We start from the raw sequence: 23,830 nt of genomic DNA, 5'->3' as shown, positions 1-23,830 counted from the left end.
CGGAGTCGGTCAGCGGGGGAGGGGGCCGACGGAGCCGAGGGGCCAGAAGCGCAGGACCACCGGCCCGACGACGCGCTCGACGGGGACGAAGCGGGCGCACTCGCCGCCTCCCGACGTCGAGCCCCGGCAGCCGAGGACTGAGTCGGCCGACTGCGAGCGGTGGTCGCCGAGCACCAGGAGGTTCTCCTCGGGCACGGTCACCTGAGGGAAGCAGCGCTGAGAGCGTGGGGTGCTCGCGCAGTCGAGGCTGCCGCGGACGAACGGCAGGTCGTCGTGGACGTAGGGCTCGTCGAGGGCGACGTCGTCGACCGTCACCCGGCCGTCGACCGAGCAGCAGGCGACGCGGTCACCGGGCAGCCCGACGACCCGCTTGACCGTGTAGGAGGTGTTGCTCGGGCCGATGCCGACGACGTCGCCGGCCGCGCGCGCGACGCGGGCGAGCGGGTTCGAGGCCGGCGGCAGCCGACGGTCCTGCCACGTCGCGCCGTGCCCGAAGACGACGACGTCACCCCGGTCGACCGCGTGGTCGAGGCGGTCGACGAGGATGCGGTCACCGATCCGCAGGGTGTTCTCCATCGACTGCGACGGCACGCCGAAGGGCTTGACGAGGAAGGCCTGGACGAGGGCGATCGCCACCACGGCGACGAGGACCTCGGTGAACCACGGCAGCCGACGCCGACGTCGGGTGGTGGGCGGCTCGGCCGTCGCGACACCGGGGTCGGTCACCCGCGCCACCCTAGTTGCGGCCCGTGACAGGTGTCGATTTGGCCACGTGCGCACCGGGTCCCGAGAATGGACGCATGCTCGCGGTCGTCGTCACCCTGCTCCTCCTCGTCGCCCTCGCCGTCGCCGTCCTCGGGATGGTGGCCGTCCCCGCCCGTCGGGCCGGCCGAGAGGTGCTGACGGAGCGCGGGACCGCCGCCGTCGCCGGCCTGCGCGAGCGCGGCGACCGCCGGACGGCCCCGGACGGCGGCCGGCCGGAGCGCGAGACCGTCGCCGCCTGAGCGCACGGCGCCACCCGGCTCCGGGTGTCCGCGGGGTGTGGTCGAATGAGACGACCCCCGAGAGCGAAGGAGCCGCCCCGATGAGGTCCGGCATCGACATGTCGGCCGTCGACCAGACGGTCCGCCCGCAGGACGACCTGTTCGCGTTCACCAACGGCAGCTGGCTGGCGCGCACGACCATCCCCGAGGACCGCGGGCGCTACGGCACCTTCGACGCCCTGCGCGAGGCCGCCGAGGAGCACGTCCGGACGATCATCGAGGAGACGGCCGCCGGGTCGCCCGCGCCCGGCACGGTCGCGGCCAAGGTCGGCGACCTCTACTCGAGCTTCATGGACGAGGAGCGGGTCGAGGCCCTCGGCGCCGGCCCCGTGCTCGCCGACCTCGAGCGGGTCGCGGCCGTCCGCGACGCCTCCGGCCTCATGGGCCTGCTCGGCGAGCTGGCCCGCGAGGGCGTCTTCGGCCCCGTCGTCCCCTTCGTCAACACCGACGACCGCGACCCCGACCGCTACGTCGTCTACCTCGAGCAGGCCGGCTTGGGCCTGCCCGACGAGTCCTACTACCGCGAGCCCCAGCACGCCGCCGTGCTCGAGGCCTACACCCCGCACGTCGCGCGCATGCTCGAGCTCGCCGGGTACCTCGGCGCGCAGGGGGCCGCCGAGCGCGTCGTCGCGCTCGAGACCCACCTCGCGTCCCACCACTGGGACAAGGTGACCAACCGCGACCCGGTCAAGACCTACACGCTGCTCGACCGCGCCGGCCTCGACGCGCTCGCCCCCGGCATCGACTGGGACGCCTTCCTCGCGGGGATGCAGGCCCCGGCCCGCACCTTCTCCGCGGTCGTCGTGCGCCAGCCCGGCTACCTCACCGCGCTCGGCGAGGCGCTCCGGCACGAGCCGGTGGAGGCGTGGCGCGACTGGCTCGCGTGGCACGTCGTCCACGCGCACGCTCCGTACCTGTCCTCGGCCTTCGTCGAGGAGAACTTCGACTTCTACGGTCGCACCCTCTCGGGCGTCCCGCGGCTGCGCGACCGCTGGAAGCGTGCCGTCTCCCTCGTCGAGGACGCGCTCGGCGAGGCCGTCGGGCAGCTCTACGTCGAGCGCCACTTCCCGCCGCACGCCAAGGCGCGGATGCTCGAGCTCGTCGACAACGTCGTCGAGGCGTTCCGGCAGAGCCTGTCCGCCGTCCCGTGGATGGGGCCGGCGACGCGGGCCGAGGCCCTGGCCAAGCTCGAGGCGTTCACCCCGAAGATCGGCTACCCCGACCGCTGGCGCGACTACACCGCGCTCCAGGTCGAGGCCGGTGACCTGCTCGGCAACGTCAAGCGGGCCAGCGCCTTCGAGGCCGAGCGCAACCTCGCCAAGCTCGGCGGCCCGGTCGACCGCACCGAGTGGTTCATGACCCCGCAGACCGTCAACGCGTACTACAACCCGGGGATGAACGAGATCGTCTTCCCCGCGGCGATCCTCCAGCCCCCCTTCTTCGACGTCGACGCCGACGACGCGGTCAACTACGGCGGCATCGGCGCGGTCATCGGCCACGAGATCGGGCACGGCTTCGACGACTCCGGCTCGCAGTTCGACGGCCGCGGCGAGCTGCGCGACTGGTGGACCGCCGAGGACCGCGAGCGGTTCCAGGCGCTCGCGGACGCGCTCATCGGGCAGTTCTCCGTCCTCGAGACCCGCGACGCCCCCGGCACGCCGGTCAACGGTGCGCTGACCGTCGGCGAGAACATCGGCGACCTCGGCGGCCTGACCATCGGCCACGCCGCCTACCGGATCTCGCTCGGCGGGCAGGACGCGCCCGAGCTCGACGGCTTCACCGGCGACCAGCGCTTCTTCCTCGGCTGGGCCCAGGTCTGGCGCGGGATGGCGCGGGCCGCCGAGGCCGAGCGCCTGCTCGCCGTCGACCCGCACAGCCCGATGGACCTGCGCGCGAACGCCGCGCGCAACCTCACGGCCTTCCACGAGGCCTTCGGGACGCAGCCGGGCGACGGCATGTACCTGCCGGAGGCGGAGCGGGTCAGCATCTTCTGACGCGGGCCTGCCCGTCCGGTTTGGGCTGCGCCGGTCGCCTTGACAGGATGGCCGGGTGACTGACTCGATCCTCACCTACGTCGGCATCGCCGTCGCCGTCCTCGTCGTCGTCGGGGGCGTGGTCCTCGGGCTGGTCCGCGGACGCGGCGGCGCCGAGCGCGACCTCGAGGCGCCCGAGCGCGCCGACGCCCCGGGCACGCCCGGGCCGGCCGACGCCGACCTCGCCCCGGACGGCGCGATCGGGACGATCGAGCACCCCGGCGAGGTCGTCGAGGAGGAGCCGCCCGCCCCGGCGCCGGCCCCCGCCCCGACGGTCCCGACCGTCGAGACCCCGGAGGCGCCGGCCGGCCGGCTGCACCGCCTGCGCGCCCGCCTCGCGCGCTCCAACACGGCGATCGGTCGCGGCCTGCTCGCGCTGCTCGCGGGCGGCAAGCTCGACGACGCCGCCTGGGAGGAGGTCGAGGACACCCTCCTCGCCGCCGACCTCGGGGTCGCCGCGACGACCGAGCTCGTCGACGCCCTGCGCACCCGCGTCGCCGTCGAGGGCGTGGCCGACGAGGCCGCCGTCCGCCGCCTCCTGCGCGAGGAGCTGCTCGCCCTCGTCGACCCGTCGATGGACCGCTCGCTCGCCGACGAGCGCGTCGGCGACCGCCCGGCCTGCATCCTCGTCGTCGGCGTCAACGGCACCGGCAAGACGACGACCGTCGGCAAGCTGGCCCGCGTGCTCGTCGCCGAGGACAAGGACGTCGTCCTCGGCGCCGCCGACACCTTCCGCGCCGCCGCCGCCGACCAGCTCGAGACGTGGGGCGGGCGGGTCGGTGTCCCGACCGTGCGCTCCGACCGCGACGGCGCCGACCCCGCGTCGGTCGCCTTCGACGCCGTCAGGGCCGCCGCGGAGCTCGAGGCCGACGTCGTGATCGTCGACACCGCGGGCCGCCTCCAGAACAAGACCGGCCTCATGGACGAGCTCGGCAAGGTCAAGCGCGTCATCGAGAAGCAGAGCCCCGTCGACGAGGTCCTCCTCGTCCTCGACGCGACGACCGGCCAGAACGGCATGAAGCAGGCCGACGTCTTCGCGCAGGTCGTCGGCATCACCGGCATTGTGCTGACCAAGCTCGACGGCACCGCCAAGGGCGGCATCGTCGTCGCCGTCCAGCGCGCGCTCGGCGTGCCGGTCAAGCTCGTCGGGCTCGGCGAGGGCCCGGACGACCTCGCGCCGTTCGACGCCGAGGCCTTCGTCGACGCGATCATCGACTGACGCCGCCGCCCGGCGCGGCGCCCGGCCCCGCTCAGACCGAGCAGGCCGGCGTCCCGCCGGGCAGCCGGTGCCGGTTGCGCGCCACCCAGAAGTAGATCGCCCGCGCCACCTGGCGCACCCCCGGCACGAGGACGAGGGCCCCGAGCGGGCGCACCCACGGCCGTGACGCGAGCAGCGCCCGCGCGACGGCGTCCTGCGCCGACGACACCCGGCCGTCGGCCGCGACCCACTGGACGGCCTCGGTGCACGCGCGCTCGGTGACGCCGAGCGGCCCGAGGTCGACCTGCTGCCACGGCTCCACCGCGTAGTCGGCGGGGGAGCGGCGCAGGCGCAGGAGCAGCCGCACGGACGAGCTGCAGAAGGCGCAGTCGCCGTCGAAGAGCAGGACCGGGAGCCGGGGCGTCACGGGGGCGGGCACCCCTCCATCGTCGCACCGGGTCTCACGATGCGGGACCGGCCGGACGGCGAAACGCGTTCCTTACACGGACGCCGATCCCGCAACACCGGCGTAACAGGACGCGGCAGGTCGTGAAACCCGGGGCCGTGACAGTACTGGTCCATGAGCACGACACTCCTCCCGCTGGCAGACGCTGCGGAGACCGTCGACTACGCGTCGGCGGGGTTCCTCATCCTCTGCGCCTCCCTCGTCCTCCTCATGACCACGCCGGGCCTCGCGCTGTTCTACGGCGGCCTGACCCGGTCCAAGTCGGTCCTCAACATGATGATGATGTCGTTCGGCGCCATGGGCGTCGTCGGCATCGTCTACGTCCTCTGGGGCTACTCGATGTCCTTCGGCTCCGAGAACGTGGGCGGCATCATCGCCAACCCGTTCGAGAAGTTCGGCCTCGCGAACACCGACGCGGTCATCAACCCGTTCGGCTACGAGGGCTACGGGAACATCCCCGAGCTCGCGTTCGTGGGCTTCCAGCTGACCTTCGCCGTCATCACCGTCGCCCTCATCAGCGGCGCGGTGGCCGACCGCGTGAAGTTCTCGACCTGGATGGTGTTCTCGGGCCTCTGGGTGACCTTCGCCTACTTCCCGATCGCCCACATGGTGTGGGGCGGCGGCCTGCTGTCCGGCGCCGAGACGAGCCTCTCGTCGCTCGTCTTCGGCTCCACCGACGGGGTCGCGAACTTCGCGCCGATCGACTTCGCCGGCGGCACGGTCGTCCACATCAACGCCGGCATGGCGGGCCTCGTCCTCGCCCTGGTCGTCGGGGTCCGGGTCGGCTTCGGCAAGGTGCCGATGCGCCCGCACAACGTCCCGCTCGTGATGATCGGCGCCGGCCTGCTGTGGTTCGGCTGGTTCGGGTTCAACGCGGGCTCCGAGCTCGCCCCCGACGGCACCGCGGCCCTCGTCTGGGTCAACACGACCGTCGCGACCTGCGCGGCGATGATGGGCTGGCTACTCCTGGAGAAGATCCGCGACGGCCACGCCACCTCCGTCGGCGCCGCGTCCGGTGTCGTCGCCGGCCTCGTCGCCATCACCCCGGCCTGTGGTGCCCTCTCGCCCCTCGGCTCGATCGTCCTCGGCCTCGTCGCCGGCGCCCTGTCGGCCTACGCGGTCGGCCTCAAGTTCAAGCTCGGCTTCGACGACTCGCTCGACGTCGTCGGCGTCCACCTCGTCGCCGGCCTCTGGGGCACCATCGGCGCGGGCCTGCTCTCCACGAGCACCGGCCTCTTCTACGGTGGTGGCGTGCAGCAGACCGTCGTCCAGGTCCTCGTCGCGCTCGCCTCGCTCGTCGTCTCGGGTGTCGTCACCCTCGTCATCGCCCTGGCACTCAAGGCGACGATGGGCTGGCGCATCCCGGAGGACGTCGAGGTCGCCGGCATCGACCAGGCCGAGCACGCCGAGTCCGCCTACGAGCTCGCGACCCGCGGCGGCCGCCTCGGCGGGGCCACCCCCGCCCCCGGCGCCACCCGCAGCAGCGAGAGCCTCGACCTCGAAGGAGCCAAGTGATGAAGCTCGTCACCGCCATCATCAAGCCGCACCAGCTCGACGAGGTGAAGGAGGCCCTCGAGGCCTTCGGCATCCAGGGCATGACCATCAGCGAGGCCCAGGGCTACGGCCGCCAGCGCGGGCACAGCGAGGTCTACCGCGGCGCGGAGTACACCGTGGACTTCGTCCCGAAGACCCGCCTCGAGGTCCTCGTCGACGACATGGACGCCAGCTCGGTCGTCGACGTCGTCCTCAAGGCCGCGCAGACCGGCCGCATCGGTGACGGGAAGGTCTGGGTGACGCCCGTCGAGGAGGTCGCCCGGGTCCGCACCGGGGAGCGCGGGGTCGAGGCGATCTGAGCGATGGCCACCTCCTCGAGCGACATCGGCTCCCGGAGGCTCGACCTGGCCGGCACCCGCGACTTCGCCGTCGCCGGTGCCGGCCGGGCGCGCCGGGAGGCCCTGTCCACCTTCAACCGGGCGTGGCTGGCCGAGGTCTGGCGCACCGCGACCGGCGGGGTGCGCCTCGAGGGGGTGGCCCTGGCCGCCGTCGGCAGCCTCGGGCGCGGTGACGCCGGGCCCCTCTCCGACTACGACCTCGTCCTCCTGCACTCCGAGCGCTCCCTGCCCGCCAAGGAGCTGACCGCCCTCGCCGACCGGGTCTGGTACCCGATCTGGGACGCCGGGGTGCGCCTGGACCACAGCGTCCGCACGGTCACGCAGTGCCGCCAGGTGGCGGCCGCCGACCTCACCGCGGCCGTCGGGATGCTCGACCTCGCCGCGGTGGCGGGGGACGCCGAGCTCGTGACCGCCGCCCGCTCCACCGTCGCCCACGACTGGCGCGGCAACGCCCGCAAGCGCCTGCCGCAGCTCGTCGAGGCGCTCGGCTCCCGGCACGCTCGCCAGGGCGACCTCGCGCAGTCGATCGAGCCCGAGCTCAAGGAGGCCCACGGCGGCCTGCGCGACATGACCGTCCTCGCCGCGCTCGCGGAGGCGTGGCTCGCCGACCGCCCGCACGGCGGCGTCGACCGCGCCCACGAGCTGCTCCTCGACGTCCGCGACGCGGTCCACGTCGTGACCGGCCGGGGCCGCGACCGTCTCGGGCGCGAGGACCACGACGCCGTCGCCGCGCTGCTCGGCTTCCCGGACGCCGACGACCTGCTGACCGCCGTCTCCGGCGCCGGCCGGCTCATCGCCTACGCGCTCGACGGCACCGTGCGCCGCGCCGGGCAGTCGCAGCGTGCCCGCACGCTGCGGGTCGGCCCGCGCCGCCCGCAGATGACCCCGCTCGGGCACGGCTACTTCGCGAGCGACGGCGAGGTCGTCCTCGGCTCCTCGCGCCTCGCCGAGACCGATGACGGGATGGCGCTGCGCGCCGGGGTCGTCGCCGCGCGGGCCGGCCTGCCGGTCGCCCCGACGACCCTCGAGAACCTCGCCTCCCACGTGCCCGCGCTCCCGGAGCCGTGGCCGCAGGCCGCGCGCGACCTGCTCGGCGACCTCCTCGCGTCCGGCCCCGGGCTCGTCACCGTCTGGGAGGGCCTGGACCAGGTCGGCGTCGTCGAGCAGTGGCTGCCCGAGTGGGCCGCCGTCCGCTCGCGCCCGCAGCGCAACGCCGTGCACCGGCACACGGTCGACCGGCACCTCGTCGAGACCGTCGTCCGTGCGGCCGGGCTGGTGCGCCGCACCTCGCGCCCGGACCTGCTCCTCGTCGCCGCGCTGCTCCACGACATCGGCAAGGTCCGTGGCGCGCACGACCACTCGGTGACCGGCGCCGAGACGACGCGCACCGTCGCGACCCGGTGGGGCTTCCCGCCGCGCGACGTCGAGGTCCTCGTCACGCTCGTGCGCGAGCACCTGACGCTCATCGAGCTCGCGACCCGTCGCGACCACCAGGACCCCGCCACCGTCGACGCCGCCGTCGAGGCCGTCGGCGGCGACCGCGAGGTGCTCGAGCTGCTGCTCGCGCTCTCGGAGGCCGACGCCTCGGCCGCCGGCCCGCTCGCGTGGACCGACTGGCGCTCGACGCTCCTGGACCAGCTGGCGAACGCCGTCCGGGCGCGCCTCGACGCGCCGCAGCCGGTGCCGGCCTCCGCAGGGCCCGAGACGCCGGCCGGGCCGGGCGCGCTCGACCCCGAGGTCGCGGCCGCGGTGCGCGCCGGTGAGCCGAGGGTCACCGTCGTCTCGGGCGGCGGGTCGCACCGCCTCGACATCGTCGACCTCGACCGGGTCGGGCTGTTCGCCGACACCGCGGGGCTGCTCGCCGCCGAGGGCCACACGGTGCGCACGGCCATCCTGCGCACGGTCGACGGCATCGCCATCGACGAGTGGCACGTCGAGTCCCCGTCGGGCGCCGTCCCGGACCCCGAGCGCATCGTCCGCGGCCTCGCCCGGCTCGGCCGTGGCGACCGCGCGCCGCTGCAGACGCTCGACCGCCGCCGTGCGCACCTGCCCCGGCCCTCGCGGGAGTCGGGCATCGGCTCGCCGGGCCAGGCGCGGGCGCTCGTCGTGCCCGGGGCCAGCACCGAGGCGACCGTGCTCGAGGTGCGGGCACAGGACCGGCCGGGGCTGCTCCACGAGCTCGGGGCGGCGCTCGCCGGCGCGGGGATGTCGGTCCGCTCGGCGCACATCGCGACCTACGCCGGGCAGACGCTCGACACCTTCTACCTGACCGGCGCCGACGGGCTGCCGCTGCCGCCGGCCCGGGTGGCCCAGGCGGTCAGCCTCGTCATCGACACGTGCGACGGGGTCGGCCCGGCCTGACCCTCGGTCACACCCGCCACGCGCGTATCGGGTGACCCGATACCGCTGCGCTTTCCCCGAGAACCGTTGTCGGATGAAGCGCGGTCGTATCGGGTGACCCGATACGCGTGGGGTCTCGGGGTGCGGGTCGCGGAGCGCGGTCCGGCGGGGCGTCCACCAGTCGTTAGGCTGTGCCGGTGTTCACGAGCCTGTCCGACCGCCTGACCGAGACCTTCCGCAACCTGCGGACCAAGGGCCGCCTCAGCGAGTCCGACGTCAACAGGACGGTGCGCGACATCCGCCTCGCGCTCCTCGACGCCGACGTCGCCCTGCCGGTCGTCAAGGCCTTCACCGGCAGCGTGCGCGAGCGCGCCCTCGGGGCCGAGGTCAGCGAGGCGCTCAACCCGGCGCAGCAGGTCGTCAAGATCGTCAACGAGGAGCTCGTCGGCATCCTCGGCGGCGAGACGCGCAGCATCCGCTTCGCCAAGCAGCCGCCGACCGTCATCATGCTCGCCGGCCTCCAGGGCTCGGGCAAGACGACCCTCGCGGGCAAGCTCGCCTTCTGGCTCAAGGAGCAGGGGCACACCCCGATGCTCGTCGCGGCCGACCTCCAGCGCCCGAACGCCGTCACCCAGCTCGAGGTCGTCGGCCAGCGCGCCGGCGTGCCGGTCTACGCGCCCGAGCGCGGCAACATCGCCGGCCACGACGTCGTCGGCGGCGACATCGAGGGCACCCGCTCGCACGGCGACCCGGTCCGCGTCTCGCGCAACGGCATCGCCGAGGCCCGCGCCCGCCAGCACGACGTCGTCATCGTCGACACCGCGGGCCGCCTCGCCGTCGACGCCGACCTCATGCAGCAGGCCGCCGACATCCGCGCGGCGATCCAGCCCGACGAGGTCCTCTTCGTCATCGACGCGATGATCGGCCAGGCGGCCGTCGAGACCGCCGAGGCATTCCTCGAGGGCGTCGACTTCACCGGGGTCGTCCTCTCCAAGCTCGACGGCGACGCCCGCGGTGGCGCGGCGCTCTCGGTCGCGTCGGTCACCGGCCGGCCGATCATGTTCGCCTCGACCGGCGAGAACACCAAGGACTTCGAGGTCTTCCACCCCGACCGGATGGCCTCGCGCATCCTCGACATGGGTGACGTCCTCACCCTCATCGAGCAGGCCGAGAAGGCGTTCGACCGCACCCAGGCCGCCGAGATGGAGCGCAAGTTCCTCGCGGCCGAGGACTTCACGTTCGACGACTTCCTCCAGCAGATGGCCGCCATCAAGAAGATGGGGTCCCTCAAGTCGATCCTCGGCATGATGCCGGGCATGGGCCAGATGAAGGCCCAGCTCGACGCCTTCGACGAGCGCGAGTTCGACCGGGTCGAGGCGATGGTCCGCTCGATGACCCCGTTCGAGCGCAACCACCCCAAGCAGATCAACGGCTCGCGCCGCGCCCGCATCGCGAAGGGCTCGGGCGTCACGACCTCCGAGGTCAACCAGCTGCTCGAGCGCTTCGGCGAGGCGCAGAAGATGATGAAGCAGCTCGCGAAGGGCGGCGGCATCCCCGGCATGCCCGGGATGGGCTCCGGCCCCGGCAAGCGCGGCCGCCAGCAGGCGCCGCAGCGCAAGAAGTCCAAGTCGGGCAACCCGGCCAAGCGGGCGGCCGAGGAGCGCGCGGCGGCGCAGAAGGCCGCGCAGGCCCCGCCCTCGGGCGCGAGCTTCGGCGGCGGCGACCTCGACCCCGCCGCCTTCGACCCGGCCAACCTGCCGAAGGGCTTCGACAAGTTCCTCGGGAAGTGACCACCGCCGGCCTGAACACGCTCGCGGTCGGCACCGACGGCCCGCGGGTCGCGTTCCTCCACGGGCTCTTCGGCCAGGGCCGCAACTGGACCCAGATCGCCAAGGCCCTCGCCGGCCCGGACGGGACGGGGGCGCGCTGCCTGCTCGTCGACCTGCCGGACCACGGGCGCTCGCCGTGGAGCGAGGAGTTCTCCTACGAGGGCTACGCGGCGGCCGTCGCGGCGACCCTCGCCGAGACCGCGCCGGGGGAGCGCTGGGTCGTCGTCGGCCACAGCCTCGGCGGCAAGGTCTCGATGGTCCTCGCGCTGCGGCACCCCGAGCTGCTCGCGAGCCTGGTCGTCGTCGACATCGCCCCGAAGGGCTACGGCGACCTCGACCGCTTCCGGGGCTACATCGACGAGATGCACGCCCTGCCGCTGGCCGAGCTGACCAGCCGTGCGGACGCCGAGGCGCGCTTCCGCGAGCCCGACCCCGGCGTCAAGGCCTTCCTCCTGCAGAACCTGCGGCGGCACGGCAGCGACTGGTCGTGGCAGGCCAACCTCGCGCTCGTGCGCGCCGACGCCGACCGGGGGAGCGCCTCGCTCATCGCCGACTTCCCGGACCTCGGGGACGCGGTGTGGGACGGCCCCGTCGTCTGGCTGGCCGGCTCCGAGTCCGGGTACGTGGGTCCCGACGACGTGCCGGGGATGCGCGCGCACTTCCCGCGCGTGCGCCTCGTGACCGTCAAGGGCGCCGCCCACTGGGTGCACACCGACGCGCCGCAGGTCGTCGTCGAGACGCTGCGCCGCGTCGTCCGTTCCGTCATAGCCCCTTGACTACCCCTAATTCGCACGGTCTCGAGGGCGACAGTCCTGTGACAACCGAATAGTAGTCTCTAGGGAGCCGAAAGATCCCAATGGCGTTTTGTCGCCGATTTGGGTACAAGGCGACGAGGTAGTCCGTACTTGTCTGCGCAATGAGGATGGGAACCCGCCGTTGCTCGCAAGCGCCCAACGGGTCGTTTTCTGCATCAAGAAGAGCAATGCTGGCTGCTTTGGCTTGGCCAGTTAGAAACAGGTCAACGATGGCGGTCTGTTTATTGAAGTCGTAACTAAGCAGCTGCTGCGCCCTGCTTCTCGCCGTTGTTTCTAGGTGAGAGACGGCCACCCAAGTGAGCGCCGAAGCGATCAATACACACCAACATGCCACGCCAACAACGCTGGCCTTGGCAATCCGAAACCGCAGAGGCTGAATGTCGACGGAAACGCCGGCAGCAAATTCATATCCGAAGCTGAATGCGAATGAACTTGCAACAAATAGAATTGCGGGATTTACCATCTCTTGCAGGACGAGCATTGCGGCCATGGGTAAAAGCGATACGCCTAAGGGGGAAAATGCAACAAGGCCCGCACAGAGCCTGGAGGCAGCGGTCCTACCGCTCTGAATGGATCGAAACTTCAGCCAGCGGATCGCGGCGCTGTTGCGGGAAATCTTGCCAACGACTCGGGCGGCGGTTACTCGACCAGTGATGTAGGCCGCCGTAGTGGCCGAAATCAAGGCCAGTATTAACAAGAAGACGAGAGTGGCCTTTGCGACTAGAACACTCTGTGAGGCGCCGATCTCCTCGGGGGTGAGGCCCAATGAGCGTGCGTAGACCTCGTTCGCGTCGCGAGTAATCGCGTACGTTGCTGCGGCCAGCACGGCAGCCACCAAGCCGGAAACACCCAAAGTCAAGTCACGGTAGCGAAGAATTCGCGCGGCCGCATCCTCGACCGTGAGCCAGCTGTTCGCTTGTGTTTCAATTTTGCTCCCAGGCATCGAAACCCCTCTCAAGCGCAACCCCTCCCCGCCCGAAGTTTGGCTGAGACGTGCACGATCCTAATCGTTTCGACAACTCAGGTGCTTCAGCGCTGTCCATGGCGTGAAGTGGTCGGGTTGGCGCCTGCTCGGAACGGGAAGCGAGTAGTACTCGGCGCACGCGCACTTCCCGCGCGTGCGCCTCGTGACCGTCAAGGGCGCCGCCCACTGGGTGCACACCGACGCACCGCAGGTCGTCGTCGAGACGCTGCGCCCCGTCGTCCGCTCGGTCAGCCCCTGACGGCGGGGTCCGGGTCCGGCACGTCGTCGATGGTCCGGACGCGCAGCACCGGGCTGCCGACGAGCCAGAGCACCGCCAGCGCCGCGACGAGGGCCGCGAGCGCGATCGCCGGCCCCGTCCCGACGAGCCCCGCGAGCGCACCGCCGAGCAGCGCCCCGAGGGGGCGCACCCCGTAGTTGACGGTCGTGAACGCGCCCTGGACCCGAGCGCGGACGGCGTCCGGGATGGACGCCACCATCACCGCGTTCACGTTGACGTCGAAGAGCATCACGCCGAAGCCGGTCACCGCCTCGACGGCCGCGAGCACCGACGCCTTCGCAAGGTCCGACCCGTCGGCGAGGACCAGCGCGGACGTCGGCACCGTGAAGAGCAGCAGCCCGACGACGCCGGTGCGCCCGATGCCCAGACGCCTCGAGACCCGTCCGGCGACCACCGCGCCGAGCAGCCCGCCCGAGGCGCCGAGCCCGAGGGCCAGGCCGATCGTGCCGGCGGAGAGCCCGAGCTCGCGGCTGGCGAAGACGACGAGCAGGGCCTGCACGACGAAGCTGAAGAGGTTGACCCACGACACGCAGCGCAGCAGCGGCGCGAGGATCGGGTCGCGCCAGACGTACCGCATCCCGTCGGCGACGCGCCGGCGCAGCGACGAGCCGTCGTCCGGGGCGGGCTCGCGGTCGGGCACGTCGGCGCTGCGCAGCAGGCCCGCGGAGGCGAGGAACGAGAGCCCGTCGACGACGAGCGCGTACGGGGCGGTGAGCAGCTGGACGAGGCCGCCACCGAGCGCGGGGCCGGCGACGAACGAGACCGAGCGGGTCGTGGCGAAGTGCCCGTTGGCCTCGACGTAGCGCTCGCGGGGCACGAGCGCGACGAAGAACGGCTGCCACGCGGAGCGGAAGAGGGTCGACCACGCCCCGAGCAGCAGGGCGACGGCGAGGAGGTGGCCGAAGGTGAGCGCCCCCAGCGCCGCGGCGACCGGCACGGTGAGGACGACGAGCGCGCGGGCGAGGTCGGCGGTGACGAGCAGCGCGCGCGGCCGCGGCCGGCGGTCGACCCAGGTGCCGACGAGCAGCGCCAGAAGGTTGGGCAGCCAGACGACCGCCGTGAGCAGGGCGACCCGCGAGGCGCTCTCGTCGAGGACGGTGACGGCGACGAGGGGGACGGCCAGCTCCGAGACGCGGTCGCCGAGCTCGGACACCGTCTGTGCGCCCCAGGCGGTGGCGAACCGCCGGCCGCGCCAGAGCGGGGCGGTCGGTGCGAGGGGCGGGGCGCCGGCCACGCTCAGCCGTCGCGCTCGGGCATCACGTGCCGCAGGACGTGGACGAGGCGCGCGCCGGCGGGGGCGGAGGCGGGGTCGGTCTTGCGGTGGACGTAGGGCGCGAGCAGCTCCTCCCACCTGGCCTCGAGCGCGAGCAGCTCCTCGCGGGTGACGAGCACGCGGGTGCTCGAGCGCCCCGCGACCTCCTGCCACGCGGGGGGCAGGTCGGGCTCGGTGTCGCGGTGCCAGTCGCCGACGACGTCGCCCTCGACCTCCTCGACGACGCGGGCGAGGGCCCGGCCGGCCTCGAGCGCACCCGGGCCGTCGGCGGACAGCCGGTAGCCCCGGCTCGCGGCCTCCCACCAGCGCTCCCGCCCGGACCCCGGCACCGCGGCGTCGCGGACCATCCCGTGCTCGGCGAGGTGGCGCAGGTGCCAGCTCGTGACCGACGGCGTCGCGCCGACGACGGGGGAGAGGCGGGTCGCCGTCGAGGGGCCGTGGCGCTGCAGCTCGCCGAGGAGGCGGACGCGCACCGGGTGCGCGAGGGCCCGCATCCCGCGGGCGTCGAGCTCGAGGTCGTCGTACGCGTTGGCCATCCTGGCCTCCTCCCTGATCTGAGAGGACCGTATCGAGAGAGTTCTCTCACGTCAACGGACGAGGGCCGTTGGCTAGGGTCGGCGCATGGCAACGGTGCTGCACCTCACGGGACCCGTCCTCGTCGGCCGCGAGGAGGAGCGGCCCGAGGCGTGGGTCCTCGGCGGCCGGCTGACCTTCGAGCGGCCCGTGGGGGACCACGACGTCACGACGATCGCGGGATGGGCGCTGCCCGGCCTCGTCGACGCGCACTGCCACGTCGGCCTCGTCGCCACCGGCGCGACGGACGCCGCGACCGCGGAGGCGCAGGCCACGACCGACCGCGACGCCGGCACGCTCCTCATCCGGGACGCCGGCTCACCGAGCGACACCCGCTGGGTCGACGACCGCGCCGACCTGCCGCGGATCATCCGGGCGGGGCGGCACATCGCCCGCACGCGCCGCTACATCCGCAACTTCGCGTGGGAGGTCGAGCCCGACGAGCTCGTCGACCGGGTGCGGCTCGAGGCGCGCGCCGGCGACGGGTGGGTCAAGCTCGTCGGCGACTGGATCGACCGCGAGGCCGGCGACCTCACGCCGTGCTGGCCGGTCGACGTCCTCACCGAGGCGGTGGCCGCGGCCCACGAGGAGGGCGCCCGGGTCACGGCGCACTGCTTCGGCGAGCAGAGCCTGCACGACTTCGCCGCCGCGGGCACCGACTGCATCGAGCACGCGACCGGGCTGGTCCCCGAGAGCATCGACGCGTTCGCCCGGCAGGGCATCGCCATCGTGCCGACGCTCGTCAACATCGACACCTTCCCGCAGATCGCCGCGCCGGCCCGCGAGAAGTTCCCCGACTACCACCGGCACATGCTCGACCTCCACGCCCGCCGCTACGAGACGGTCGCGGCGGCGCACGAGGCCGGGGTGCCGGTCTACGTCGGCACCGACGCCGGCGGCTCCCTGCCCCACGGCCTGGCCGGCCAGGAGGTCGAGCGGCTGACCCGCTGCGGGTTCTCGGCGCTCGACGCCGTCGACGCCGCGACCTGGTCGGCCCGCGCCTGGCTCGGTCGGCCCGGGCTGGAGGAGGGGGCCGAGGCCGACCTCGTCGTCTACGCCGAGGACCCGCGGGCCGACGTCGGGGTGCTCGGGCACCCCGTGGCCGTCGTGCTCCGCGGGTCCGTCGTCGGCTGAGCGGGCCTCAGCCGCGCGGGGCGGCCTCGGGGTCGGTGGCGTCCTCGAGGACGGCCAGGTCACGGTCGAGCTCGCGGTCCAGCCGGGCCTCCTCGGCGCGCTCGGCGCGGTGCGCCCGCAGCGACCAGGCGACGGCTGCGGCCCACACGAGGTAGAGGACGGCGTAGACGACCCAGCGGGTGCCCTCGGAGGCGTCGACCCAGTCGCTCTTGAGGATCGTGCGGGTGTTGGTGAGGACGATGACGCCGCCGACGGCCGAGCCGAGGACGCGCGGCGGCACGTGGCGCACGAGCCACGCCGCGATGGGCGCCGCGACGAGACCACCCGCGAGCAGGGCGACGACCCAGGTGAAGTCGATGTCCTCCGACCCCAGGGCGAGGAGGAAGCCGAGGCTCGCGGCGACGGAGACGAGGAACTCGCTCGTGTCGATCGAGCCGACGACCTTGCGCGGCTCGAGGCGGCCGCTCGCGAGGATGGCCGGCGTGCCGACCGGGCCCCAGCCGCCGCCACCGGTGGAGTCGACGAAGCCGGCGACGAGGCCGAGCGGCGCGAGGAAGCGCGAGCGCAGCGGGTGGCCGAGGCGGTCCTTGCGCAGGCCCTTGACGGTGAAGCGGACGAGCACGTAGACGCCGAGCGTCAGGAGGATGAGCGACATGACCGGCGCCGCGACGGAGGTGTCGAGGCTGGAGAGGAAGGTCGCGCCGGCGAAGGCGCCGACCGCGCCCGGGATGCCGATCTTCAGCACGACCCGCCAGTCGACGTTGCCGAACTTCCAGTGCGAGGCACCGGAGGCGAGCGTCGTGCCGATCTCGGCGAGGTGGACGGTCGCGGACGCCGCCGCGGGGTTGGTGCCGATGGCGAGCAGCAGGGTCGTCGAGGTGACCCCGTACGCCATGCCGAGCGACCCGTCGACGAGCTGGGCGCCCAGACCGACGAGGGCGAGAAGAACGAGACGCCGCACGGCGACCCCCTGCGATTAGATGAAACCTAGCGGACAAGTAGGGAATATAGGGATGAGAGGGCACGGCGCGCAAGGGTTTCTCGGAACCCGGACCGGTGGCGCCCGGGTGGAAGGATGACGGCGTGGACATCTCCGCCCGCGCCGACTACGCCGTCCGTGCCCTCCTCGTGCTCGCCGAGGACCCGACGGCGGACCGGGCCCACCCCTCCGACGAGCTCGCGCGGCGGGCCGGCGTCCCGGCCAAGTTCCTCGAGGCGATCCTCGGCGACCTGCGCCGCGCGGGGTTCGTCTCGAGCCGGCGCGGCAGCTCGGGCGGCTACCTCCTCGCCCGCCCCCCGGCCGAGGTCACGCTGGGGGAGGTCCTGCGCACCGTCGACGGCCCGCTCGCCGAGGTCCGGGGGCAGCGGCCGCACGAGACCCACTACGAGGGGTCCGCCGAGCATCTCGCGACGGTGTGGGTGGCGGCGCGGGCCGCCCTGCGCCGGGTCCTCGACGAGACGACGCTGGAGCAGGTGCTCGAGGGTCGCCTGCCCGAGCACGTGCGCGCCATGGCCGAGCTGCCCGACGCGTGGGAGAGCCGCTGACCGGAGCCGATTCGGCCGCGGGCGCGCGCTCTGGCAGACTGGACCGCTGTACCCGTCCGGGCCCGCCCCTCTCGTGTGGCCCTGGACCGGACGCCTACACACCGGGCGTCGGCTCCCCGCACGCAGATCGTGCGGTCTCGCCGCGTCCACGAACCGAAAGTGGGACCGCCACCGTGGCCGTCAAGATTCGTCTCAAGCGGATGGGCAAGATCCGCACCGCCATCTACCGCGTCGTCGTCATGGACTCGCGCACCAAGCGCGACGGCCGGGCGATCGAGGAGATCGGCAAGTACGACCCCAACCAGGAGCCGTCGCTCATCGAGATCGACATGGAGCGCGCGGACTACTGGGTCGCCCAGGGCGCCCAGCCGACCGAGGCCGTCGCGGCCCTCCTCAAGCACTACAAGGACGGCACCCTCAAGGTCGCCGAGCCGAAGACCTCGAAGAAGGACCTCTACGAGGCGGCCGTCGCCGCCGCGGGCAAGGCCGAGGCCGACGGTGGCGCCGCCACCACCCCGCGCAAGAAGGCCGCGAAGAAGGCCGAGGACACTCCCGTCGCCGCCGACACCGAGGGCAGCACCGCCGCGGCGGAGTCCACGGACGCCGACGCCGACGCGTCCGCCGACAAGGCCTGACCGTGCTCGAGGAGGCTCTCGAGCACCTCGTGACCGGCATCGTCGACCACAAGGACGAGGTGCAGGTCCGTCGTCGTGACCTGCGCCGTGGCGAGGTCCTCGAGGTGCGCGTGCACCCCGACGACCTCGGCCGCGTCATCGGTCGCTCCGGCCGCACCGCCAGCGCGCTGCGCACCGTCCTCGGTGCCCTCGCCGGTGGCAAGCCGGTCCGCATCGACATCGTCGACACCGACCGGGTCCGCTGACCCGCGTCACCCGTGACGGCGGGGCGCCCCACACCGGGGTGCCCCGCCGTCCGTCGTTCCCTCCAGTCCCCGAGAGGATGTCCGCGTGAGCGAGTCCACCGTCATCGCCCGGATCGGCAAGCCGCACGGCCTGCGCGGCGAGGTGACCGTCCGCCTGCACACCGACGAGCCCGAGCTGCGCCTCGCGGTCGGCGCCGTGCTCGCGACCGAGGCCGAGGCCGGCTCGGGGGTCCCGCGGGCCCTCACCGTGCGCTCGACCCGCGTGCACAACGGCATCTGGCTGGTGGCCTTCGAGGAGGTCCCCGACCGCACCGGCGCCGAGGGCCTGCGCGGCACCCGGCTCGTCCTCGACGCGGACGCCCCCGAGATCGCCGACGAGGACGACGAGGACCTCTTCACCGAGGCCGAGCTCGTCGGGCTCGCGGTCCACACGCCGGCCGGCGAGCGGATCGGCGAGGTGACCGGGCTCGTCATCGGCGCCGCCCAGGACCGGCTCGCGGTGCGCCTGGACGACGGACGCACCGGCGAGGTGCCGTTCGTCGCGGCGCTCGTGCCCGAGGTCGACGTCGCGGGCGGCCGCGTCGTCGTCGACGCGCCGGGCGGCCTGTTCGACCTCGAGGACTGACCCCGGTGCGCCTCGACGTCGTCTCGATCTTCCCGGAGTACCTCGCGCCGCTCGACCTCTCGCTCATCGGGAAGGCGCGGCGCGACGGGCTGCTGGACCTGCACGTCCACGACCTGCGCGACTTCGCCCACGACCGGCACCGCACCGTCGACGACAGCCCGTTCGGCGGCGGCGCCGGGATGGTCATGAAGCCCGAGCCGTGGGCCGGGGCGCTCGAGCACGTCGTGGCCACCGGGGCGAGCGACGCCGCCCCCGTGCCGCACCTGCTCGTCCCGGGGCCGGGCGGCGTGCCCTTCACGCAGGCGATGGCCCACGAGCTCGCGGCCGAGCCGTGGCTGGCCTTCGCGTGCGGCCGCTACGAGGGGCTCGACGAGCGCGTCTACGAGCACGCGGCGGAGCGGATGCGCGTCACGGTCGTCTCGCTCGGCGACTACGTGCTCAACGGGGGAGAGGTGGCGGTGCTCGCGGTCGTCGAGGCCGTCGCGCGGCTGCTGCCGGGCGTCGTCGGCAACGCCGAGTCGCTCGTCGAGGAGTCGCACGAGGGTGGCCTGCTCGAGTACCCCGTCTACACCCGGCCCGCGCTCTGGCAGGACGGCGGCACGACCCGCGAGGTGCCGCCCGTGCTGCTCTCGGGCGACCACGCGGCCATCGCCCGCTGGCGCCACGAGCAGCGGGTCGCCCGCACGGTCGCGCGGCGTCCGGACCTCGCCGCCCCCGCCGCGGCCGTCGGCGGCCTCGACCACCTCGACGTGCGCCCCGCCGTCCCGGCCGACGCCCCCGAGCTGCTCGTCCTCCAGCGCGCCTGCTGGATGCAGGAGGGGCGCATCTCGGGCTCGTGGCACATCCCGCCGCTCGAGGAGAGCCTCGAGGACGTGGCGCGGGGCCTCGGCGAGTGGACGACCTGGGTGGTGCGGGTGCCCTCGCTCGACGGGTCCGGCCGGCTCGTCGGCTCGGTCCGCGGCCGCGTGCGCCCCGATGACCCGACGGTCTGGGAGACCGGCCGGCTCATGGTCGCCCCGGACCTCCAGGGCCGCGGCCTCGGGCGCGACCTGCTCGCGCTCGCGGAGGCCGGTGCGCCGCAGTCGGTCTCGACGTACTGGATCAACACCGGCCGGGTCAGCGAGGCGAACATCCGGCGCTACAAGCGCGCGGGCTACCGGCTGCTGCCCGGCGAGGGCTCCTTTCCCGGAACCGTCGACCTCACCAAGCGCCGCCGCTGACCGGCACGCGCGTCCCGACATTTCGGGGTCACCCCGAAATGTCCACGAGACAAGACCTCGGAGCCGGGGTTTCGTGGACGAACCGGGGTCTCGAGCCCGTCACGGACGCAGCGCCGCCCGCAGGTCGTCCGGCAGGAGCAGCGCCCGGCCGATGAGCCGCTCGGCGACGACGGCGGTCACCGTCTGCGCCGCCATGATGCCGACGAGGACGAGCACCTGCGCCGCGGCGGCCTGCGCCGGGGTGCCCCCGCCGAGGAGGACGCCGATGAACGCGCCCGGCAGGGTGACGACGCCGGCGGTGCGGACCTGGTCGAGCCCCGGGACGAGCGCCTCGGGGATGCGCCGGTGCACGACCTCCTCGACCGCCTGGGCCCGGGTCAGGCCGAGCGACAGCCCGGCCTCGTACTGCCCGTGCTCCTCGCGCAGCGCGGCGAAGGCCCGCCGGCAGGTCAGGGTGTGCCCGTTCATCGTGTTGCCGGCGATGATGCCGACGACCGGCACGAGCGCCAGCCCCGTCGGCGGGACCGTCCGCGTCGCGAGCACGACGACGACGACGGGCAGGAGGCCGGCGAGCATCGCGACGGTCGCCCAGGGCCAGGCGCGCGTGGCCTCGACCCGTCGCACGGTCGTCACGACGGCGATCGTGAACATCACGCAGAGCAGGACGACCGACAGGGCGAGGGAGCGCACGACGGCGGTGATGACGAGCGCGGCGACCCCGAGCTGGCCGATCGCCCGGGCCATCGCGAGCACCGGGGACGCCGGCCGGGGCAGGCGGCCGACGACGTAGCCCCCCACCGTCACGGCGAGGAGCAGGACGACGGCGAGGGCGACGGGCAGGCCGGGGTCGATCGTCACACCGGAAGCCTAGGGCCGCGCGACTCGGCGGATTTCTCCGGACCCGTCGTCCTCTGGCAGACTGGACCGCTGCGTCACCCCACACCGTCGGCCCCCGCCACAGGGGGAGTGCCCCGGACCCCGGTCCGAGCAGCGGCATGCGGCCGGGTGGTGACGCTCCCGTCAGCGAGAAGCAGTACCGACAGCACGCGGATGACCTGTGGCAGCCCGCGAGAACGGATCCACCATGCAGCGTTTCGACGAGCTCGACCGCGCGTCGCTCAAGGCCGACATCCCGGACTTCCGCGCCGGTGACACGGTCAACGTCCACGTGAAGGTCGTCGAGGGCACCCGCTCGCGCATCCAGGTCTACAAGGGCGTCGTCATCCGTCGCCACGGCGGCGGCGTCGGCGAGACCTTCACCGTCCGCAAGGTCTCCTTCGGTGTCGGCGTCGAGCGGACCTTCCCGCTCCACACCCCGATCATCGACAAGATCGAGGTCGTCACCCGCGGTGACGTCCGTCGCGCGAAGCTGTACTACCTGCGCGAGCTGCGCGGCAAGGCCGCCAAGATCCGCGAGAAGCGCGAGACCCCGGCCAACGCCTGAGACGCGAGCCGACCACCCGGGCGCGGCGCACATCCACGAGGACTACCCTCGGGCGAGTGACTGCCCCGACCGCCACCGACCCGGTGCCCGCCACGGCGCGCACCGGGTCGTGGCGTCCCGGGGTGCTCGGCGTCCTCGTCGTCGCCGTCCTCGTCGGTGCCCTCGTGCGCGGTCTGCTCCTCGAGAGCTACCACGTCCCGACCGCCGGCTACGCCCCCACCCTCGAGCCAGGAGACCGTGTGCTCGTCCTCAAGACCGACCACCACGTCGACGCCGGTGAGCTCGGGCTCGTCGAGACCGACGGGGCGCTGCGGCTCGCCCCGTCGACCGACCTCGCCGGCACCGGCTCCGACGTCGTGGGCACCGTCCTGTGGCGGTTCTGGCCGCTGGACCGGATGGGCTCCGTCGGCACGATCCCCGGTCCGGGTCTCCCGTGACCGCCCCCGAGACCACGCGCGGCGAGAACCCGGTGCCCCCGACCCAGCAGCCCGAGCAGCACCGCTCGACGGCCGGGCTGCTCGGCGCGGCCGTCAAGGAGGTCGCCCTCGTCCTCGTCATGGCGATGGTGCTCTCCTTCGTCGTCAAGACGTGGCTGCTCCAGGCCTTCTTCATCCCCTCCGGCTCGATGGAGGACACGCTCCTCGTCGGGGACCGCGTCGTCGTCTCCAAGCTGACCCCGGGCCCCTTCGACCTCGAGCGCGGTGACGTCGTCGTCTTCGAGGACCCGGGCGGCTGGCTCGGCGAGACCCCGACGACGCCCCGCACCGGGGTGTCCGGGACCATCCACGACGCGCTCGTCTTCGTCGGGCTGCTGCCCAGCGAGTCCGAGGACCACCTCATCAAGCGCGTCATCGGCCTGCCGGGCGACCGCGTCGTCTGCTGCACGGCGCAGCGGCAGCTGAGCATCAACGGCAAGGCCGTCGACGAGCCGTACCTCAAGCCTGGGGACGTCGCCAGCTCGATCACCTTCGACATCACGGTGCCCGCGGGCCACGTCTGGGTCATGGGCGACCACCGCTCCGACAGCGAGGACTCGCGCTACCACGACGACGCCGGTGACGGCAGCGACGGCTCGGTGCCGATCAGCCGGATCACCGGTCGCGCCGTCGGCATCGTCTGGCCGTTCTCGCGCCTGGACTGGCTCTCCGACTTCCCCGAGGCCTTCTCGGGCGTCCCCGCCCGTCCGTCCGGCTCGTGAGCCCCGCCCCCTCCTCGAAGAAGCCCAGCCTGCGGGTCGAGCGGCAGCTGCAGCGCGACGGGCACCGCGTCCTCGCCGGGATGGACGAGGTCGGCCGCGGCGCGCTCGCGGGTCCGGTCACGGTCGGGGTCGTCGTCATCGACGAGACCTGCCGCAGCGCCCCGCAGGGCGTGCGCGACTCCAAGCTGCTCCAGCCGCACGTCCGCGAGGCGATGGTCCCGCGCATCGAGCGGTGGGCCCTGTGCCACGCCGTCGGGCACGCGAGCGCGGCCGAGATCGACGAGGTCGGCATCATCGCGGCCCTGCGGCTGGCCGGGACGCGGGCGCTCGCACAGTGCGGCGTGCGTCCCGACCTCGTCATCCTCGACGGCAACCACGACTGGCTCACCGCCCCCGAGGACGTCGGGCTGTTCGCCTTCGGGCACGACGCGCCCGTCGCGACCCCGCCGGTCACGACGATGGTCAAGGCCGACCTGCGCTGCTCGTCGGTCGCGGCGGCCTCCGTCCTCGCCAAGGTGACGCGCGACCGCATCATGGTCGACCTCGGCGCCGAGGACGGCGAGCACGCCGCGTACGGCTGGGTGGGCAACAAGGGCTACGCCGCCCCGGACCACCTCGAGGCCCTGCGCGCGCACGGTCCCTCGGTGTGGCACCGACGCTCGTGGCGGCTGCCCGGCACGATGGACGATGATGGCCCGGTGACCGGGACGAAGCTGACGAGCGTGGGGGAGCGATGAGCTCGGAGGACCTCGAGAAGTACGAGAGCGAAGCCGAGCTGGCGCTCTACCGCGAGTACCGCGACGTCGTCGGGCTCTTCAGCCACGTCGTCGAGACCGAGCGGCGCTTCTACCTCTGCAACAGCGTCGACGTGAAGGTGCGCTCCGACGGCGGCGAGGTCTTCTTCGACGTGACGATGCACGACGCGTGGGTCTGGGACATCTACCGGCCGGCGCGCTTCGCCAAGACCGTCCGCGTCGTCACCTTCAAGGACGTCAACGTCGAGGAGCTCGCGAAGTCCGAGCTCGAGCTCCCGAAGGGCGAGTTCTAGGCCCTCCCGCCG

General features: G+C 73.4%; 26 protein-coding genes. 19 read left to right on the top strand and 7 right to left on the bottom strand.

The window, feature by feature from the left end:
- Positions 1-9 precede the first annotated feature (9 nt).
- Complete coding sequence (gene lepB / locus J3473_RS10600) at positions 10-726, bottom strand: signal peptidase I (RefSeq protein WP_207023233.1); 717 nt, start codon at positions 724-726, stop codon at positions 10-12.
- A 74-nt stretch (positions 727-800) separates the two neighbouring features.
- On the opposite strand from lepB (J3473_RS10600), the gene J3473_RS10595 reads away from it, so the two are divergent.
- The 3 genes from J3473_RS10595 (at position 801) to ftsY (ending at position 4,295) form a co-directional block, all read left to right on the top strand.
- Positions 801-1,004 (top strand): hypothetical protein, encoded by a 204-nt coding sequence (locus tag J3473_RS10595; protein WP_207023231.1) that lies wholly within the window; start codon positions 801-803, stop codon positions 1,002-1,004.
- Between the two features lie 80 nt (positions 1,005-1,084).
- The gene (locus tag J3473_RS10590) at positions 1,085-3,037 is read left to right on the top strand and encodes a M13 family metallopeptidase (RefSeq protein WP_207023228.1); all 1,953 of its coding nucleotides are present in this window, start codon (positions 1,085-1,087) and stop codon (positions 3,035-3,037) included.
- 55 nt (positions 3,038-3,092) lie between these two features.
- The gene (gene ftsY, locus J3473_RS10585; protein ID WP_207023226.1) at positions 3,093-4,295 is read left to right on the top strand and encodes a signal recognition particle-docking protein FtsY; all 1,203 of its coding nucleotides are present in this window, start codon (positions 3,093-3,095) and stop codon (positions 4,293-4,295) included.
- A gap of 31 nt (positions 4,296-4,326) precedes the next feature.
- Here the strand turns inward: ftsY and J3473_RS10580 are convergent, their stop codons facing one another.
- Positions 4,327-4,713, bottom strand: coding sequence for a thiol-disulfide oxidoreductase DCC family protein (locus J3473_RS10580; protein ID WP_207023224.1), 387 nt, complete (start codon positions 4,711-4,713; stop codon positions 4,327-4,329).
- 141 nt (positions 4,714-4,854) lie between these two features.
- Here J3473_RS10580 and J3473_RS10575 point away from each other — a divergent pair, with 141 nt between their 5' ends.
- The 5 genes from J3473_RS10575 (at position 4,855) to J3473_RS10555 (ending at position 11,577) form a co-directional block, all read left to right on the top strand.
- A complete protein-coding gene (locus tag J3473_RS10575) occupies positions 4,855-6,255 on the top strand; it encodes an ammonium transporter (protein ID WP_207023222.1) in 1,401 nt (466 codons plus the stop codon).
- Positions 6,255-6,593 carry a P-II family nitrogen regulator gene (locus J3473_RS10570; RefSeq protein ID WP_030527957.1) on the top strand — a complete coding sequence of 113 codons (339 nt, stop codon included), beginning with the start codon at positions 6,255-6,257 and terminating at the stop codon, positions 6,591-6,593. Before J3473_RS10575 ends, J3473_RS10570 begins: the two co-directional genes overlap by 1 nt.
- A gap of 3 nt (positions 6,594-6,596) precedes the next feature.
- The gene (locus J3473_RS10565; protein ID WP_207023221.1) at positions 6,597-8,993 is read left to right on the top strand and encodes a [protein-PII] uridylyltransferase; all 2,397 of its coding nucleotides are present in this window, start codon (positions 6,597-6,599) and stop codon (positions 8,991-8,993) included.
- A gap of 176 nt (positions 8,994-9,169) precedes the next feature.
- Positions 9,170-10,762 (top strand): signal recognition particle protein, encoded by a 1,593-nt coding sequence (gene ffh, locus J3473_RS10560; RefSeq protein WP_207023219.1) that lies wholly within the window; start codon positions 9,170-9,172, stop codon positions 10,760-10,762.
- Positions 10,759-11,577: an alpha/beta fold hydrolase gene (locus J3473_RS10555; protein WP_207023217.1), complete on the top strand. Its 819-nt coding sequence runs from the start codon at positions 10,759-10,761 to the stop codon at positions 11,575-11,577. The genes ffh and J3473_RS10555 overlap by 4 nt, the downstream gene beginning before the upstream one ends.
- Here J3473_RS10555 and J3473_RS10550 read toward each other — a convergent pair.
- From J3473_RS10550 to J3473_RS10540, 3 genes are all read right to left on the bottom strand, one after another.
- On the bottom strand, positions 11,564-12,559 hold the full coding sequence (locus tag J3473_RS10550; RefSeq protein WP_207023215.1) for a hypothetical protein: 996 nt from the start codon (positions 12,557-12,559) through the stop codon (positions 11,564-11,566). The two genes, J3473_RS10555 and J3473_RS10550, sit on opposite strands and share 14 nt — an antisense overlap.
- A 269-nt stretch (positions 12,560-12,828) precedes the next feature.
- Positions 12,829-14,112, bottom strand: coding sequence for an MFS transporter (locus J3473_RS10545; RefSeq protein ID WP_207023213.1), 1,284 nt, complete (start codon positions 14,110-14,112; stop codon positions 12,829-12,831).
- Between the two features lie 2 nt (positions 14,113-14,114).
- Entirely contained in the window at positions 14,115-14,687 is a 573-nt protein-coding gene (locus tag J3473_RS10540; protein ID WP_207023211.1) for a helix-turn-helix domain-containing protein, read from the bottom strand.
- An 85-nt stretch (positions 14,688-14,772) separates the two neighbouring features.
- Here J3473_RS10540 and J3473_RS10535 point away from each other — a divergent pair, with 85 nt between their 5' ends.
- Entirely contained in the window at positions 14,773-15,858 is a 1,086-nt protein-coding gene (locus J3473_RS10535) for an amidohydrolase family protein (RefSeq protein ID WP_207023209.1), read from the top strand.
- A gap of 7 nt (positions 15,859-15,865) precedes the next feature.
- On the opposite strand, the gene J3473_RS10530 is transcribed toward J3473_RS10535, so the two are convergent.
- Positions 15,866-16,819 (bottom strand): sulfite exporter TauE/SafE family protein, encoded by a 954-nt coding sequence (locus J3473_RS10530; protein ID WP_207023207.1) that lies wholly within the window; start codon positions 16,817-16,819, stop codon positions 15,866-15,868.
- A 122-nt stretch (positions 16,820-16,941) separates the two neighbouring features.
- On the opposite strand from J3473_RS10530, the gene J3473_RS10525 reads away from it, so the two are divergent.
- From J3473_RS10525 to trmD, 5 genes are all read left to right on the top strand, one after another.
- Entirely contained in the window at positions 16,942-17,403 is a 462-nt protein-coding gene (locus tag J3473_RS10525; RefSeq protein ID WP_207023205.1) for an Rrf2 family transcriptional regulator, read from the top strand.
- 173 nt (positions 17,404-17,576) lie between these two features.
- Complete coding sequence (gene rpsP, locus J3473_RS10520; RefSeq protein WP_207023204.1) at positions 17,577-18,038, top strand: 30S ribosomal protein S16; 462 nt, start codon at positions 17,577-17,579, stop codon at positions 18,036-18,038.
- Positions 18,039-18,040: 2 nt separating this feature from the next.
- Positions 18,041-18,283 carry an RNA-binding protein gene (locus tag J3473_RS10515; protein ID WP_030527967.1) on the top strand — a complete coding sequence of 81 codons (243 nt, stop codon included), beginning with the start codon at positions 18,041-18,043 and terminating at the stop codon, positions 18,281-18,283.
- An 85-nt stretch (positions 18,284-18,368) separates the two neighbouring features.
- Positions 18,369-18,908: a ribosome maturation factor RimM gene (gene rimM / locus J3473_RS10510; protein WP_207023202.1), complete on the top strand. Its 540-nt coding sequence runs from the start codon at positions 18,369-18,371 to the stop codon at positions 18,906-18,908.
- A 5-nt stretch (positions 18,909-18,913) separates the two neighbouring features.
- Positions 18,914-20,128 carry a tRNA (guanosine(37)-N1)-methyltransferase TrmD gene (trmD, locus tag J3473_RS10505; RefSeq protein ID WP_207023201.1) on the top strand — a complete coding sequence of 405 codons (1,215 nt, stop codon included), beginning with the start codon at positions 18,914-18,916 and terminating at the stop codon, positions 20,126-20,128.
- A 99-nt stretch (positions 20,129-20,227) separates the two neighbouring features.
- Here the strand turns inward: trmD and J3473_RS10500 are convergent, their stop codons facing one another.
- Positions 20,228-20,986, bottom strand: a complete 759-nt coding sequence (locus J3473_RS10500) for an ABC transporter permease (protein WP_030527970.1) — start codon at positions 20,984-20,986, stop codon at positions 20,228-20,230.
- Between the two features lie 226 nt (positions 20,987-21,212).
- Here J3473_RS10500 and rplS point away from each other — a divergent pair, with 226 nt between their 5' ends.
- Genes rplS through J3473_RS10475 form a run of 5 tightly spaced genes read left to right on the top strand, consistent with a single transcriptional unit; the run spans position 21,213 to position 23,818 of the window.
- Positions 21,213-21,572, top strand: coding sequence for a 50S ribosomal protein L19 (gene rplS, locus J3473_RS10495; protein WP_030527971.1), 360 nt, complete (start codon positions 21,213-21,215; stop codon positions 21,570-21,572).
- A gap of 56 nt (positions 21,573-21,628) precedes the next feature.
- A complete protein-coding gene (locus tag J3473_RS10490; protein ID WP_030527972.1) occupies positions 21,629-22,009 on the top strand; it encodes a S26 family signal peptidase in 381 nt (126 codons plus the stop codon).
- Entirely contained in the window at positions 22,006-22,770 is a 765-nt protein-coding gene (lepB, locus tag J3473_RS10485) for a signal peptidase I (protein ID WP_242525814.1), read from the top strand. The genes J3473_RS10490 and lepB (J3473_RS10485) overlap by 4 nt, the downstream gene beginning before the upstream one ends.
- Positions 22,767-23,507 carry a ribonuclease HII gene (locus J3473_RS10480; protein ID WP_242525813.1) on the top strand — a complete coding sequence of 247 codons (741 nt, stop codon included), beginning with the start codon at positions 22,767-22,769 and terminating at the stop codon, positions 23,505-23,507. The genes lepB (J3473_RS10485) and J3473_RS10480 overlap by 4 nt, the downstream gene beginning before the upstream one ends.
- Positions 23,504-23,818, top strand: coding sequence for a DUF2469 domain-containing protein (locus J3473_RS10475; protein WP_030527975.1), 315 nt, complete (start codon positions 23,504-23,506; stop codon positions 23,816-23,818). Before J3473_RS10480 ends, J3473_RS10475 begins: the two co-directional genes overlap by 4 nt.
- The last annotated feature ends 12 nt before the right edge of the window (positions 23,819-23,830 follow it).

Source organism: Phycicoccus sp. DTK01 (assembly GCF_017312765.1).
GTDB lineage: Bacteria > Actinomycetota > Actinomycetes > Actinomycetales > Dermatophilaceae > Phycicoccus > Phycicoccus jejuensis.
The sequence above is the reverse complement of the archived record's forward strand: the minus strand, read 5'-3'. Positions and strand labels throughout refer to the sequence as shown.

What these genes read in the sequence shown, in the direction of transcription:
- J3473_RS10570 (WP_030527957.1), top strand. Translation starts at nt 6,255, where the DNA reads ATGAAGCTCGTCACCGCCATCATCAAGCCGCACCAGCTCGACGAGGTG.
- J3473_RS10535 (WP_207023209.1), top strand. Translation starts at nt 14,773, where the DNA reads ATGGCAACGGTGCTGCACCTCACGGGACCCGTCCTCGTCGGCCGCGAG.
- J3473_RS10575 (WP_207023222.1), top strand. Translation starts at nt 4,855, where the DNA reads ATGAGCACGACACTCCTCCCGCTGGCAGACGCTGCGGAGACCGTCGAC.
- J3473_RS10590 (WP_207023228.1), top strand. Translation starts at nt 1,085, where the DNA reads ATGAGGTCCGGCATCGACATGTCGGCCGTCGACCAGACGGTCCGCCCG.
- J3473_RS10550 (WP_207023215.1), bottom strand. Translation starts at nt 12,559, where the DNA reads ATGCCTGGGAGCAAAATTGAAACACAAGCGAACAGCTGGCTCACGGTC.
- J3473_RS10540 (WP_207023211.1), bottom strand. Translation starts at nt 14,687, where the DNA reads ATGGCCAACGCGTACGACGACCTCGAGCTCGACGCCCGCGGGATGCGG.
- rplS (WP_030527971.1), top strand. Translation starts at nt 21,213, where the DNA reads ATGCAGCGTTTCGACGAGCTCGACCGCGCGTCGCTCAAGGCCGACATC.
- J3473_RS10475 (WP_030527975.1), top strand. Translation starts at nt 23,504, where the DNA reads ATGAGCTCGGAGGACCTCGAGAAGTACGAGAGCGAAGCCGAGCTGGCG.
- J3473_RS10565 (WP_207023221.1), top strand. Translation starts at nt 6,597, where the DNA reads ATGGCCACCTCCTCGAGCGACATCGGCTCCCGGAGGCTCGACCTGGCC.
- J3473_RS10595 (WP_207023231.1), top strand. Translation starts at nt 801, where the DNA reads ATGCTCGCGGTCGTCGTCACCCTGCTCCTCCTCGTCGCCCTCGCCGTC.